Below are 13,940 nucleotides of genomic sequence, written 5' to 3' on the forward strand. Positions count from 1 at the left end.
AGGGAGGCCGCCGGTGAGACGAGCGCGCCCAGGGGATGCGCCCCGAGGCAGCGGGAGGCCGCCCCACGCCCGCCGGGCGGTGGGCGAGGAGTGGGCCCTGACCAGCGTCGGGGCGGGCGCCGACTTCGGTGACGGGCCCGGCGACGAAGGCCACGACGGACCCGGCGACGGGAGTGCGGAAGGATGCGCCGACGTGGTCGTGGAGGACCGTACCGGCACGGCCGTGGACGGGCGTGTCCGCGGGCTCGGGGAGGTGCGTCGCGAGGCATTCGCCGGCCGGCCCGGCGACGGCACGGCCGGCCCGGGGACCGGGACACGGCCCGGCGCCGTCCAAGAGGAGCGGACGCTGTCCCGGCTGTGGCACATCACGCTCAGCGTCTCCGGCCCGGACGCCCCGCTCAAGGACGTCCGCCGCGGCCTGGAGCAGCTGGCCCACGACCACCCCTTCCTCCTCACCAGCCGGTACGCGGGCGACCACGCCGAGATCCGCTACTGGGAGGAGGCGCGCGATCTGCACGACGCGGCCGCCGTCGCCCTCAGACTGTGGGGCGAGCACCGGTCGACGGCCAATCTGCCGCCATGGGAGATCGTCGGCCTGGAGGTCATCGACCGGCAGACCTATCACCAGCGCGTCGCCGAGGGCTACGGTCCGCCGCCCGCCGCGAGAGTCGGGGTGCACCCCTTCTGAGCTGCCCGTCCGGCCACGGGCCGGCCCCGGACGTCTCGGAGTGCGGAATCCGTGCCAGGCGCCCGCCAAAGGCGCATTACGCTGCACATATGACGTCGCTCTCTTCGGTCTCGCCGTACGACAACATGTCCCCGGTCGCCCAGGCGGCCTACCGGGCCCGCGCCGCCGCCGCCGACCTCGCGCCACTGCCGAGGTCGGCCAAGGACGACGCGCTGCTGGCGATGGCGGACGCCCTCGAGGTCCGTACGAGCGAGATCGTCGAGGCCAACGCCGAGGACGTCGCCCGCGCCCGCGAGGCGGGGACCAGCGAGGCGATCGTCGACCGGCTCACGCTCACCCCCGAGCGGGTGCGCGCCATCGCGGCCGATGTGCGCGACGTCGCCGCGCTGCCGGACCCGATCGGCGAGGTCGTGCGCGGCCAGACGCTGCCCAACGGGATCGACCTGCGCCAGGTACGGGTGCCGCTCGGCGTGGTCGGCATCATCTACGAGGCCCGGCCGAACGTCACCGTGGACGCCGCCGCGCTCTGCCTGAAGTCGGGCAACGCGGTGCTGCTGCGCGGTTCGTCCTCCGCGTACTCCTCCAACACCGCCCTGGTGCGGGTGCTGCGGGACGCGGTCGGCGGCTCCGGTCTGCCGGCCGACGCCGTGCAGCTGGTGCCGGGCGAGAGCCGGGACTCCGTGCGGGAGCTGATGCGGGCCCGCGGCATGGTCGACGTGCTGATCCCGCGCGGCGGGGCCTCCCTGATCCGGACCGTCGTCGAGGAGTCCACCGTCCCCGTCATCGAGACGGGCACCGGCAACTGCCACGTCTATGTGGACGCCGATACCGACATCGAGATGGCCGTGGCCATCCTGCTCAACTCCAAGGCGCAGCGGCCGAGCGTCTGCAACGCCGCGGAGACCCTGCTCGTCCACAAGGACGTCGCGGCCGCCTTCCTGCCGCGCGCCCTGGACGCCCTCGCCGAGGCGGGCGTGACCGTGCACGGCGACGAGCGGGTCGTGGAGTACGCGGACGCGACGAAGGCCACGATCGTGCCCGCCACCACCGAGGACTGGGAGACCGAGTACCTCTCGTACGACATCGCGGCGGCCGTCGTGGAGTCGCTGGAGGCGGCGGTCGCCCACATCCGGCTCTGGTCGTCGGGCCACACCGAGGCGATCGTCACGACCTCGCAGGCGGCGGCCCGGCGGTTCACCCAGTTGGTGGACTCCACGACGGTCGCCGTGAACGCGTCCACGCGTTTCACCGACGGAGGCCAGTTCGGATTCGGCGCCGAGATCGGGATCTCCACGCAGAAGCTGCACGCGCGGGGCCCGATGGGGCTGCCCGAGCTGACCTCGACGAAGTACATCGTGACGGGCGACGGCCACACGAGGTGACCGCCGGCGGGGCTTCGCACCGGGTCACCCGGGCGGGGAGATTTTGCACTCTCCCTGCCCAAACCGGTCCCCCAGGTCTACGCTGAAGGCGTGCCGGACGACGTGGGGGGCAAGCCGTTCCAGGACGGCGGGGACCCCGATGACTCTGCGGACCGCGGGGGCGCGGACGAGGACTTCGCCACCGTGGTGTTCGACGAGGACTTCGTACGGGCCGCCAAGATCCACGAACCGACCGCGGTGGAGCGTCTGCTCGCCGCGGCCGAGGCACGTGCGGAGGCGGACGCCGCCCGCTCCGGCCTGCGGGGCCACTCCGCCGACGACGACCGCTACGACGGGCACGGCTCCCGGCACCGCCGCCGTGCTCACGACGACGATGACGAGGACGACGAGGACACCGGCCCCGACGGCGACTGCGCGGGCCCCTACGGACCGCACGGCGGTGCGCTGCGCCCCTACCGGGGCAGTGCCCGCTGGCACCGGCCGGTCGCCTGGCTTCTGGCGTTGCTGATGGGCATCGGGATGGTCGCGCTCGCCTTCACGGCCGTGTACCGCGGAGCCTCGAACGGCAACCGGCAGGACCCCGGGCCACAGCCCGCGCGGACCGGTGTCGACGCGCCGCCGACGGGCGCCACGGTCAGCGGACACGGCGACGGCCCGCCCGCTCTGCTCGAGCGCTCCCCTCAGGCGTCGGTCCCACCCGCCCGCTGAGCGGCGACCGCCGCGCGGATGCTTCCCGTAACCCCGGCGCGGCGGGTACGCAACTTGCTGATGGCATGTCAGAAGTTGTGGCGTACCAGCGCGTTTACGGTCAGCCCGCCGGACCTACCCTCAAAGTATGGCTGGGCGTGGAGACCCGCCCGAGGGGACTCCCGAGGGGCTCCCCGGCGGTGGAGAGGACGAGTACGGATCGGTCGTCTTCGACGAGTCGTTCGTCCGTGCTGCCCGCGTCCAGGAATTCTCCGCCATGGAACGGATGGGTGAGCACACCCCCGCCGTACGGACCCTGCCCACGTGGGACGCCAAGCGGGCACCCGCACAGATCCTGGTGCTCGTCCTCCTGGTCGTCATCGCCTTCGGCACCGCGATCTACCTGGGCGTCCGCCACCCTTACGAGCCGCCCCCCGCGAGGCAGGCGGAGCCGCTGCGCATCACCGTGGTCCCGCTCGCCCCGCAGGGCCCGGTGCCGGGCGGCACCCCGGCCGCTCTGTACGCGCACAGCCCGGCCGAGCAGTTCCGCACCGGCGCCGCCGGAATCACCATGCCCCCGGTGCGCCGGACCCAGCACTTCACGGAGGGGCAGGTGACGACGGGGCTGGCGATCGTCAAGGACTACCTCGTGACATCCTCGCTCGACCCGGACGTGCTCACCGGGGAGGCCGTACAGCCCGTGCGCATGCTGCTCCACCCGGACCAGATGGACCAGTTCGAGCAGGGTGTCACCGCATCGGCCGCCGACGGCCGCGGTGCCGCGATCGGCTGGCTGGTGCGCTTCGACCCGGCGGAGGTCGCGCTGGCCGACCCCGAGGTGCGGGTGCAGGGCACGCTGGAGGTCCTGGACACCGGGCCGGCCGCTCTGGAGATCAGCTCCGACCACACCTTCGTCTACGCGCTGCGGCGGGCCGACGCCGCCGGCCGGCCGGCCGCCGGCGACGCGTCCCTCTTCACCGTCCGCCGCGAGCTGCACTTCCGCTTCGACCGGGACGATCTGGCGCACCACCGCCTGGAGGTGCGGTCCAGCCATGTCCAGGCCGGGCCCCAGTCGTGCTCGGCGGGTGCGTCGGACGTCCTGCGGCCGCTGCTGGCCGGACAGCGGCCGGACTCCGAGGGTCCGGCCGCGACCGACCCGTACGCGACGGGCCGGCCCACCACGGCTCTGTGCGGCTCGCTCGCCCCCGGTGCTCAGCCCTCGCTGCCCTGAGCGCCGCCCGTCGTCCCGCCGTCGGCCGTACCCCCGCCGGCAGTGCCGCCGCCCGTGGTCCCTCCCGCAGTCCCGCCCGCCGGGCCCGAGCCGTTGCCCGCGCCGGCAGGGCCGCCGTTGCCCATGAACTTGTCACGCAGCTTGCCGCCGAGGTCGCCGGCGCCGCCCGCTATGTCGCCGACCAGCTTCATCAGCGGGTCCTTGCTGGTGCGCACCGAGTCGGCGTAGTGCGCGGCGGACTCACGCAGGGAGTCGCTGACCGAGGTGTCCTTGTCCGTGGTGCGGCGCGGGTAGTGGCCGTCCATGATCCGCTGGTAGTCGCGGCTCTCCGCCCACAGCTTCAGCTCCGCGGCGCGCACCGTGGTGAAGGGGTGGGAGCGGGGCAGCACGTTCAGAATCTTCAGCACGGAGTCGCGGAGGTCGCCCCCGGCCTCGTACTCCTCCGCCTGCTTGAGGAACGCGTCCACGTTCATCTCGTGCAGGTGGTTGCCGCCGGCGATCTTCATCAGGCCGCGCATCGACGCCTGAAGGTCCTGGCCGACCAGCAGCCCCGCACGGTCGGCGGACAGCTCCGACTTGCGGAACCACTCGCGCAGCGCCGTGACGATCGCCATGATCGCCACATTGCCCAGCGGGATCCAGGCCACCTTCAGGGCGAGGCCGGTCAGGAAAAGCAGAATCGTGCGGTAGACGGAGTGTCCCGAGAGGGCATGGCCCACCTCGTGGCCCACGACCGCCCGCATCTCCTCCTCGTCGAGCAGCTCCACGAGCCCGGTGGTGAGGACGATGATCGGCTCGTCCAGGCCGATGCACATGGCGTTGGGGCGGGGGTCCTGCGTCACGTACATCGCGGGGACCTTGTCCAGGTCCAGGATGTAGCAGGCGTCCCGCAGCATGTCGTTGAGGTGCGCGAACTGGGCGTCACTCACCCGCACCGAGTCGGAGAGGAACAGCAGTCGCAGGCTGCGCTCCGGAAGCAGCGCGCTGAGCGCCTTGAAGACGGTGTCGAAGCCGCTGAGCTTGCGCAGCGCGACGAGCGCCGAGCGGTCCGCCGGGTGTTCGTAGGCACGTGAGGAGATCTCCGGAAAGCGCCTGCGCTGCCTGCTCGGAACCTGCTCGTGGCTGTTGGTCATCATGCCCCCTGTGTGGTGCGAGTCCTCGCTCGTCCCCCTGACGGACCCCAGCCTAGGTGGTGGGACCGCGGCACGGTGGGGCCTGTGGACAACTCCCGGATGCCCCGGTGACGGCGCCTGCGGACTGCACAACGACTGAGTCGGCGTGAGCGTGCCCGGACCGCCCGCATACGATGTCCGCGAAGTCCCCGCACCCGTTCCCGATCGATAGGTTCTGTTGAAGATGAGCTTCACCGGCACCGCCGCCAACCTGGTCACTCTCGCCGAAGGCGCCGAGCACGGCGGCAACCACGCAAGCCTGAACCCGTACGTCACCGGTGTCGGCGCCTTCGTCGCGCTGCTCCTGCTGCTGTGGATCACCACCCGCTTCAACCGCGACCGCTGAGCCGTGGCCGGCGGCCGGTGCCAGTAGGCTCTGCACGCATGGGAGAGCAGACAGCGGCCGCGGGCACCCGCACCGGCTCCGGTGCGGGCAAGCGCAGACTCGGCGTGATGGGCGGCACGTTCGACCCGATCCACCACGGGCACCTGGTGGCCGCCAGCGAGGTGGCCGCCCTCTTCCACCTCGACGAGGTGGTGTTCGTGCCGACCGGGCAGCCGTGGCAGAAGAGCCACAAGAACGTGTCACCGGCCGAGGACCGCTATCTGATGACGGTCATCGCCACGGCGTCGAACCCGCAGTTCTCGGTGAGCCGTATCGACATCGACCGCGGCGGACCGACGTACACGATAGACACGCTGCGGGATCTGCACGCCCTCAACGAGGACTCGGACCTGTACTTCATCACGGGTGCCGACGCGCTCTCCCAGATCCTCGGCTGGCGGAACGCGGAGGAACTGTTCTCACTCGCCCACTTCATCGGAGTGACCCGGCCGGGCCATGATCTGACGGACGACGGGCTGCCCGAGGGCGGGGTCTCCCTGGTGGAGGTGCCGGCTCTGGCGATCTCCTCCACCGACTGCAGGAAGAGAGTCGCCCAGGGGGACCCGGTCTGGTACCTGGTGCCGGACGGTGTGGTGCGCTACATCGACAAGCGCCAGTTGTACCGCGGCGAGTGAGCCGCGGAGAGGGGCACCGTTGAACGACCAGCAGAGTCCGTACGACCCGTACTACCAGCCGCAGATCATCGGCTACGACGAGTACGGGCAGCCGGTCTATCAGCAGCCCCAGCAGTACGACCCCTACGCACAGCAGCAGGGTGGCCACCCTGCGCAGTACCAGAGCCGGCAGCAGGACCCACAGAACCAGCAGCAGGACGCCCAGGCCACGCAGGGCTACGCCCCCGAGCAGGGATATCCCTCCGGCCAGGGGTACGGCGCGGACCAGGGCTACGGCCAGGCCCAGGGGTACGGCTACGACCAGTACGCGCCCCAGCAGCAGGGCGGCCAGTACGACCCGTACGCCACTCAGGCCGGCTACGGATACGACACGGGCACGCAGCCGGCCGTCGACACCACCGCGCAGTGGAACGTCCCGCAGCAACAGCAACAGCAACAGCAACAGCAGTCGCCGCAGTACCAGGGGCAGCAGCCTCCGGCTCCGGCGGCTGCTCCCGAGCCGGCCGTCGTGCCGGGGCAGCGCCGGCCGGAGAGCGGCGAGCGGCCGTACCAGACCGAGCAGTTCTCGTTCATCGAGGAGCCGGACGACGACTCCGAAGACGTCATCGACTGGCTGAAGTTCACGGAGAGCCGCTCGGAGCGCCGCGAGGAGGCCAAGCGCCGCGGTCGCAACCGCGTCGTCGCCCTCATGGTCACGATGGCGCTCGTCCTCGTCGGCGGCGTCGGCTATCTCTGGTACGCGGGCAAGCTGCCCGGCCTCTCCGGTTCGGGCACCAAGAGCGACACGGCGGCCGGCCCGCAGAAGCGCGACGTCATCGTGGTGCATCTGCACAACACCAAGAAGGAGGGCACCTCCACCGCCCTCCTCGTCGACAACGCCACCACCCGGCAGGGCACCACGGTCCTGCTCCCCAACACCCTCTCCGTCGCCAACGACGACGGCACCGCCACGACCCTCGGGAAGTCCGTAGAGGACGACGGGTCCACCGGTACGCGCGAGGCCGTCGGCACCCTGCTCGGCGCCGAGATCTCCGGGACCTGGCGGCTCGACACCCCCTTCCTGGAGAACCTCGTCGAACTGGTCGGCACGATCGACCTGACCACCGACACCGAGGTGCCCGGCGCGAAGAAGGGCGACCCGCCACTGGTGAAGAAGGGGGAGAACCAGACCCTCGACGGGCGGGCGGCCGTCGCGTACGCCACCTACCTCGGGCCCGAGGAGGCCGAGGAGAAGCAGCTGCTGCGCTTCGGCCAGGTCATGCAGGGCGTGCTCAAGAAGCTCCCGGACGACCCGAAGCCGGCGACGGTCATCGTGGAGACGCTGGGGCAGATCCTCGACCCCTCGCTGAAGGAACCCGACCTCGGAGCCTCCCTCGCCAAGCTCGCCGAGCGTGCCAAGGGCGGCGACTACCGGACCGCGGTACTGCCCGTCCAGGAGGACGGCACGCTCAGTGACAAGGCCGCGAGCAGCGTGGTCAAGGACGTCCTGGGCGGCTCGGTCAGCGCTCCCGAGCCCGGTGACACGGTCCGCGTCGGCATCAGGAACGGCAGCGGGCAGGCCGACGCGCTGGAGAGCGCCAGGGTCACGCTCATCAACGGCGGCTACAACGTGGTGAGCGGCGGCAAGGCCGACACCGTCGACGCCTCGCAGGTCACCTACGCCGACGACGGGCAGAAGGCGAAGGCACAGGAGGTCGCCAAGACGCTGGGCCTGCCGGCCGATGCGGTGAAGAAGGGCAAGCCCGCCGCCAACGCCGACATCTCGGTCGTGCTCGGCCCCGATTTCGAGACCGGGAACGCGGGCTGACCGGGGCGGCGGCGCCGCCGCGGGCAAAGGCTGCGAGGAGTGTCGGCGGTCCGTGAGACCCTTGAAGGGTTCTTGACCGCCGACGAAAGCCTGCTTGTGACCGCCACTGATCGCTCCATCGAGCTCGTCAACGCCGCCGCTCAGGCGGCCGCCGACCGGCTCGCGCACGACATCATCGCGTACGACGTCAGCGATGTGCTCTCCATCACCGATGCCTTCCTGCTCGCCTCCGCCCCCAACGACCGCCAGGTCAAGTCGATCGTCGACGAGATCGAGGAGCGGCTGAACAAGGAGCTCGGCGCCAAGCCGGTGCGCCGCGAGGGGGACCGCGACGCCCGCTGGATCCTGCTCGACTACGTCGACATCGTGGTGCACGTGCAGCACAGCGAGGAGCGGGTCTTCTACGCCCTCGAGCGGCTCTGGAAGGACTGTCCCGAGCTCCCGCTCCCCGAGGACGCCCGGAGCACCCGCGGCAAGGCGGAGGAGCACGCCAAGCTCACCGGCGGTGACACGGAAGGGGAGCAGCGCTGAACGGCATCGTTTCCGGCACCCGGGCGACCAGGCGGCCGGCGCGCGGCCGGCGCATCGTGCTGTGGCGCCACGGCCAGACCGCCTGGAATCTGGAGCGCCGTTTCCAGGGCTCCACGGACATCGAGCTGACCGAGGCCGGTGTTCTCCAGGCACGCCGTGCCGCGCGCCTGCTCGCCTCGCTGAACCCGGACGCGATCGTCGCGTCCGACCTGAAGCGGGCCGCGGCGACGGCGGGCGAGCTGGCCGCCGTCACGGGGCTCGACGTGTCCTACGACGCCGCCCTGCGCGAGACCTACGCCGGCGCCTGGCAGGGTCTGACCCACGAGGAGATCGTCGAGCGGTACGGCGAGCAGTACGCGGCCTGGAAGCGCGGCGAACCGGTCCGGCGCGGCGGCGGTGAGCTCGAGACCGAGGTCGCCGACCGGGCCGCCCCGGTGGTGCTCCACCACGCGGAGAAGCTGCCCGACGACGGCACTCTCGTCGTCGCCAGCCACGGCGGCACCATCCGTACGACCATCGGCCGGCTGCTGGGTCTCGACGCGCACCACTGGGAGAGCCTCGGCGGCCTCACGAACTGCTGCTGGTCGGTGGTGGGCGAAGGCGCGCGCGGCTGGCGTCTGCTCGAGCACAACGCCGGCACCCTCCCGGAGCCGGTCCTCGGCGACGACACCTGAGCGGGGCGCCGAGCGGGGGCTTCGAGCCGGGGACGGGTCCGGCCCCGGCGCCCGAGCGGACTCCGGCCCGGATTTCGCTTTCCGGCAGGTCGCAGGCTAGAGTTCTTCTTGTTCGCAGCGCGGAGCGCGAAGAACACGCGGGGCTATAGCTCAGTTGGTAGAGCGCCTGCATGGCATGCAGGAGGTCAGGAGTTCAATTCTCCTTAGCTCCACAATCCGGATCCCGTCCCCTTCGAGGGGGCGGGATTCTGCGTTCTCCCCGGACGGCCCGCACCGCCGCGGCGCCGTGGCCGATCTCGTACGCGAACGCCGCTGACCGGTGTGCGTGGCCATGGCAGAATCGGACGGCCGGAGGGGACACCGGCGGTACGGGAGGGAGCGCACGATGTCCGCCAGCGGCGAGGAAGCCGGGGAGGCTGCCGATGACCTGCTTGCCACGGCGGAGGCCGGCGCGCGCCTCAGCTGTCCTTCCTGCGGTTCTGCCCATGTCGCTCAGGTCCTCGGGGACAACGGCGGCGTTTCCTACGTGTGCACGGCCTGCGGCCACAGCTGGAGCTGAGTGATGGGTGCCCACAGGCGGAAATGCGACTGGTGCGGCAGCGGTACGCCGATCGTGCGGGACATGGATCCGGTCAATGCCGAGTTCCAGTACTGGTGCGAGGAGTGCGCGCGGGCGCTGATCATAAAAGGCGACCCGATCGAGACGTACCGCGAGCTGGAGGGCGAGCCGATCTACGGCCGGCTTCTGGACGAGCACTGCACACTCAAACGTTTCTACTCGTTCGCAACGGCCTGACGGCCCGTCCGGCTTCCCGCCCCGCCCGACGGGCGGAGCCGACGCCCCCGGACCCTCCGGGGCGTTCCGCGGGGGCGTGGAATCGATTTGGAGAAGCGGCGGCGGGCGCGTTAATGTTCTCTTCGTCGCCGCCGCGGGGGGAGACCCGGAGCGGGGCGGCACACAGCAAGGGGCTATAGCTCAGTTGGTAGAGCGCCTGCATGGCATGCAGGAGGTCAGGAGTTCAATTCTCCTTAGCTCCACAGAAGACAGCGAGGCGGGCCACCCGATCCGGGTGGCCCGCCTCGCCTTTGGGGCGTCCGCCGTCAACCGCGGCCGCTGCCAAGCGCCTTACGGCTGCTGCTCGGCAGCGCGGCGCGGGCGGGCGGCGGCGTCGGGCCCGGGGAGGCGACCCGCTCGATCCGCATGGCGAGCGCGGGGCAGCGGCGCACGGCCCGCTGCGCGCGTCCCTGCATGTGCACCGGAACCATCGCGTCGGCCACCGACGGATAGCCGTCGGGGTTGAGCCGGATCAGCTCCGGGATGATGTCCGCGCAGAGCCCGTGGCCCTGACAGAGCGTCCAGTCGACGAAGATCTTCTCGCCGCTCGGGATCGACTCCTCCGCCTCCTCGTAGCCGGGCAGCGGCAGCGGCAGCACACCCGTCGTGGCACGCCCGCAGCCGCCGTGCAGGACGTGCGCGGCGAGGTCGTCGGTGAACGCGGACAGGGTGGACGCGAAGAAGCGGGCGGAGCCGTCCGGGTGCTTGCACGCGCCACGGCCCTTGACGGCCTGGGTGACCTCGCGCAGCGCCTCCAGGGCCGCGGGGCCGCCGCCGTTCATCACATCGGCCAGCCCGCCGGCCGCGGCGGGCAGCCCGAGCTTGCAGGGGCCGCACTGTCCGGCGGTCTCCGCGGCCAGCCAGTTCGCCACCCGCAGCGCCTCGCCGAGCGGACAGGTCTCCGGGCCGATCGGCAGGATCGCGCCCGCTCCCAGCGCGCCGCCCACGGAGGCCAGGGACTCCTTGGACACCACGGCTTCGTGGACGGCGGCCGCGTCGATCCAGTTGCCGTGGTAGCCGCCCGTCAGGACGCCCTGCGGCTCGGGCGGCGCACCGGCCAGCTGGAGCACGTAGCGCAGCGGCACGCCCGTCGGCACCTCGACGACCATCGGGCGGGCGACCGCCCCGGAGATCGTGAGCAGGACCGTGCCGGGCTCGGTGTCGAGACCGGTGTGGCTGTAGCGGCGGGCGCCGATCCGGGCGGCGACGGCGAGCTGTGCGAACGTCTCCGCGTTCGACAGCAGCGTCGGAGCCCCGCCGACGCCGGTCTCCGCGGCGCGCACACGGCGGCCGGGCGGCAGCGCGGGACCGCCGTTGACGGCCCGGATGACGGAGGAGGCCTCGCCGGAGACCATGCGCTCCGGCGTGCGGACCACTCTGGCCCGCAGGGCCTGGCCGCGGCGGTCCGAGAGACCGCGTTCGGCGAGCGCGGCGCGCATCGAGATCTCGGTCGAGTTGCGGGTGACCGCGACGACGAGGGTCCGGGCGCCGAGCGCCTCCGCGGCGAGCAGCGCGCCGTCGAGGATCAGATGCGGCGCGCGGTTCAGCAGCACCGTGTCCTTGCGGCAGGCGGGCTCGCCCTCGCTGCCGTTGACGACGACCACCGGCCGGATGCCGCGCCGGATCGCGGACTTGGCGACGGCCCGCAGCTTCTTGCCGAAGGGGAAGCCCGCGCCACCGCGGCCGGTGAGGGATATGTCCTCCGCGAGCTGTGCGAGCCGTTCGCCGCTCACCGGCTCCAGCGGTCCGTGCACCTTCAGATGCATGGACAGGTCGAGGCGCTCGACCAGGTCGAACCCCTGGGTGAGCTGGGGAAGGCCGACGACGCGGACCTCGGGGACGTCGGGGAGGGGCGCATTCACGGTCGTTCTCCTGCTGGTGCGTGCCAGGGCTCTCCGGCCGGGGGCTGGAAGAGCGGGCCTGGCAGTGGTGCTGTCTCGTCGTACGGGGGGAGCGCGCCGGTGTCGTAGGACGGCCGGTCGTCGTAGGGGTTCAGGGGATCGGACGGCGAGGCGCCGTACGCGGTGCCGTATGCGGTGTCGTATGCGGTGTCGTATCCGGGGGAGGGGGCGGCGCCGCCGGTGTCGTACGCGGGGAGGCCGCCCGTGTCGTAGGCCGGGACGCTGCCCGTCTCGTAGTCAGGGATCGCGCCGGTGTCGTACGGGGACGGCGTGTCGTACGCGGCGGAACCGCCGTACGGCGCCGCGGGCGGGTCGTACGAGGGGGCGGCGTCGTAGAGCGGCGGGGGCGGGGTGTCGTTGAGGGGCGCCGCCGGGTCGGGCCGTACGGACTGCGCCGGCAGCGGCGGCGAAGGCGTCGGCCAGCTGCCCGCCGGCGGTCCCGTCTCCGAGACCACGGGTATCTCCTCGGTCATCGGCACCCGCTCGGCGAGCGGGGGCTGCGGATCGCCGGCCAGCGACACGGCGCGGTAGGCCGCGGCCATGCCGGTGCCGCGGCCGCCGGCGGTGACGCCGTCCGGCGCGGCGGCCGGCTCCTCCTCCTGTGGCCGGGGCGCCTCGTAGAGCTGCGGGGAGGGCGCGGCGAGCCTCGGGGGCTGAGCACGCGCCTGGCCCAGGGGCGGCTGGAAGTCCTGCTCGTACGGGCGCTGCGACGGCACGCCGTTCCCTGTGCCGGTCATGCGCTCCATACGGTCCATGCGGTCCATGCCTGCGGGTACGGTCGGGCGGCCCGTCCCGTTCATCGCGCCGATGCCGGGGAGCGGCGCGGTGCTGAGGTCCCGCTGTGCCTGCTCGTCCGCGGCCGCGGGCCGGTCGGCTCCGTCGCCGCCGGTCAGCTGCATGATCCTTTCTGCGATGCGGCGCTGCACGGGGCGCGGCAGCAGACGGACCGCGAGCGCGGCGGCGACTCCGGCGAGGGCCAGGCAGTACATGGTCACGACCCAGGTCGCGGCCGGGCGGCCGGTGTAGAGGCCGTGGACGAGGGCGAGGCACCAGGCCGGGTAGGCCAGCATGTGCAGCGGCCGCCAGCGGCCGGCGACCTTGATGTTGCCCGCCAGTGCGCTGCGCAGGGCGCCGGTCGTGCCGGCCACCACCATCAGGAAGCCCGCCAGTGAGCCGAAGCCGATCAGCGCCTCCGTGCCGGTCACGCCCAGGCCGAAGGGGATCAGGGCTCCGAGCAGCGACACATGCCCGAGCGACACCTTCACCGTGGCGTGCAGCAGGAGGAAGCCGAGCGAGGCGATGGCGGTCACCCGGTGGATGCCCTGGGCGAGCAGACGGTGGCGCGGGGAGAACAGCAGTCTGTCGGTGGCGAGGAGACCCCACGCGACGGACGCGGTGAGCGACACCAGGGAGAGGACTCCGGTGGTGAAGTCGAGCATGGCGCGGAAACTGTCGCCGCCTCCGACGGCGAGCAGGGGCAGGAGCACCAACGCGGCCACGGAGACGCCGCCTTGCACCTGGCGGCTGACTCCGCGGTCCGGACCGGACGGCAAACGCATCTTGAGACGAGGGTTCATGGGGCGACTCCGAATGGTGCGGGAAGGCTGTCCCGTTGACGCACTCTAGGTCGACCCATACCAAGCGGTACGAGGTTTCGAGGTTTATTGCGGTGAAGTGAGCACAACTGACTTGGGGGTTGCCCTGGATGGGGTCGATACGCGAAGTAACCCGGACCGCTTGATCATCCGTGACGGCCGGAACCCGCCGCTGCGGCGTCGGGCGGCGCGACGGGAGCGGTCGACAGCGGCGTCGGGTGGCGCGACGGGAGCGGTTGACAGCGGTCCGGAATCGGCCGTAATCGCTCGGATACGGTCGGGAAGCGGCTCGGTGTGGATACCTCTGCGGACGGTTCCTCCGCTGCGGTACCCTGACGCCATGCGTGCCGTACGCCTTCTGCTTAGCGAGCCGCGCTGATCAGTCCCGACGGATGAGAAATCCGGTCGGAATCGGCG

The 13,940-nt window shown here is 72.0% G+C and carries 13 protein-coding genes and 2 tRNA genes; 12 read left to right on the forward strand and 3 right to left on the reverse strand.

Annotation, left to right across the window (positions count from 1 at the left end):
* The first annotated feature begins 13 nt into the window (after positions 1 to 13).
* The 4 genes from ACFYOP_RS01920 (at position 14) to ACFYOP_RS01935 (ending at position 3,988) form a co-directional block, all read left to right on the forward strand.
* Entirely contained in the window at positions 14 to 688 is a 675-nt protein-coding gene (locus ACFYOP_RS01920; RefSeq protein ID WP_388450625.1) for a hypothetical protein, read from the forward strand.
* An 89-nt stretch (positions 689 to 777) separates the two neighbouring features.
* Entirely contained in the window at positions 778 to 2,070 is a 1,293-nt protein-coding gene (locus ACFYOP_RS01925) for a glutamate-5-semialdehyde dehydrogenase (protein ID WP_356889866.1), read from the forward strand.
* A 90-nt stretch (positions 2,071 to 2,160) separates the two neighbouring features.
* A complete protein-coding gene (locus tag ACFYOP_RS01930) occupies positions 2,161 to 2,778 on the forward strand; it encodes a hypothetical protein (protein WP_356889868.1) in 618 nt (205 codons plus the stop codon).
* A gap of 127 nt (positions 2,779 to 2,905) precedes the next feature.
* Complete coding sequence (locus ACFYOP_RS01935) at positions 2,906 to 3,988, forward strand: hypothetical protein (protein WP_356889870.1); 1,083 nt, start codon at positions 2,906 to 2,908, stop codon at positions 3,986 to 3,988.
* Here the strand turns inward: ACFYOP_RS01935 and ACFYOP_RS01940 are convergent.
* Positions 3,970 to 5,124, reverse strand: coding sequence for a M48 family metallopeptidase (locus ACFYOP_RS01940; protein ID WP_356889872.1), 1,155 nt, complete (start codon positions 5,122 to 5,124; stop codon positions 3,970 to 3,972). The two genes, ACFYOP_RS01935 and ACFYOP_RS01940, sit on opposite strands and share 19 nt — an antisense overlap.
* A gap of 220 nt (positions 5,125 to 5,344) precedes the next feature.
* On the opposite strand from ACFYOP_RS01940, the gene ACFYOP_RS01945 reads away from it, so the two are divergent.
* From ACFYOP_RS01945 to ACFYOP_RS01980, 8 genes are all read left to right on the forward strand, one after another.
* Complete coding sequence (locus tag ACFYOP_RS01945; protein ID WP_356889874.1) at positions 5,345 to 5,506, forward strand: hypothetical protein; 162 nt, start codon at positions 5,345 to 5,347, stop codon at positions 5,504 to 5,506.
* Positions 5,507 to 5,544: 38 nt separating this feature from the next.
* Entirely contained in the window at positions 5,545 to 6,180 is a 636-nt protein-coding gene (nadD, locus tag ACFYOP_RS01950) for a nicotinate-nucleotide adenylyltransferase (protein WP_356889876.1), read from the forward strand.
* Between the two features lie 19 nt (positions 6,181 to 6,199).
* A complete protein-coding gene (locus ACFYOP_RS01955) occupies positions 6,200 to 7,987 on the forward strand; it encodes a LytR C-terminal domain-containing protein (RefSeq protein ID WP_356889878.1) in 1,788 nt (595 codons plus the stop codon).
* A gap of 96 nt (positions 7,988 to 8,083) precedes the next feature.
* The gene (gene rsfS, locus ACFYOP_RS01960) at positions 8,084 to 8,518 is read left to right on the forward strand and encodes a ribosome silencing factor (protein ID WP_356889880.1); all 435 of its coding nucleotides are present in this window, start codon (positions 8,084 to 8,086) and stop codon (positions 8,516 to 8,518) included.
* The gene (locus ACFYOP_RS01965) at positions 8,515 to 9,192 is read left to right on the forward strand and encodes a histidine phosphatase family protein (protein ID WP_356890247.1); all 678 of its coding nucleotides are present in this window, start codon (positions 8,515 to 8,517) and stop codon (positions 9,190 to 9,192) included. Before rsfS ends, ACFYOP_RS01965 begins: the two co-directional genes overlap by 4 nt.
* Positions 9,193 to 9,331: 139 nt before the next feature.
* Positions 9,332 to 9,404, forward strand: a tRNA-Ala gene (locus tag ACFYOP_RS01970).
* Between the two features lie 410 nt (positions 9,405 to 9,814).
* Entirely contained in the window at positions 9,815 to 9,988 is a 174-nt protein-coding gene (locus tag ACFYOP_RS01975; protein WP_356890249.1) for a hypothetical protein, read from the forward strand.
* A 169-nt stretch (positions 9,989 to 10,157) separates the two neighbouring features.
* Positions 10,158 to 10,230 (forward strand) — tRNA-Ala (locus tag ACFYOP_RS01980).
* 63 nt (positions 10,231 to 10,293) lie between these two features.
* Here ACFYOP_RS01980 and ACFYOP_RS01985 read toward each other — a convergent pair.
* Positions 10,294 to 11,889, reverse strand: a complete 1,596-nt coding sequence (locus tag ACFYOP_RS01985) for a ferredoxin (protein WP_356889882.1) — start codon at positions 11,887 to 11,889, stop codon at positions 10,294 to 10,296.
* Positions 11,886 to 13,427 (reverse strand): hypothetical protein, encoded by a 1,542-nt coding sequence (locus ACFYOP_RS01990; RefSeq protein WP_356889884.1) that lies wholly within the window; start codon positions 13,425 to 13,427, stop codon positions 11,886 to 11,888. Before ACFYOP_RS01990 ends, ACFYOP_RS01985 begins: the two co-directional genes overlap by 4 nt.
* Between the last annotated feature and the right edge of the window lie 513 nt (positions 13,428 to 13,940).

It is taken from the genome of Streptomyces sp. NPDC006294 (genome assembly GCF_042870895.1).
In the GTDB taxonomy this organism is placed as follows: Bacteria; Actinomycetota; Actinomycetes; order Streptomycetales; family Streptomycetaceae; genus Streptomyces.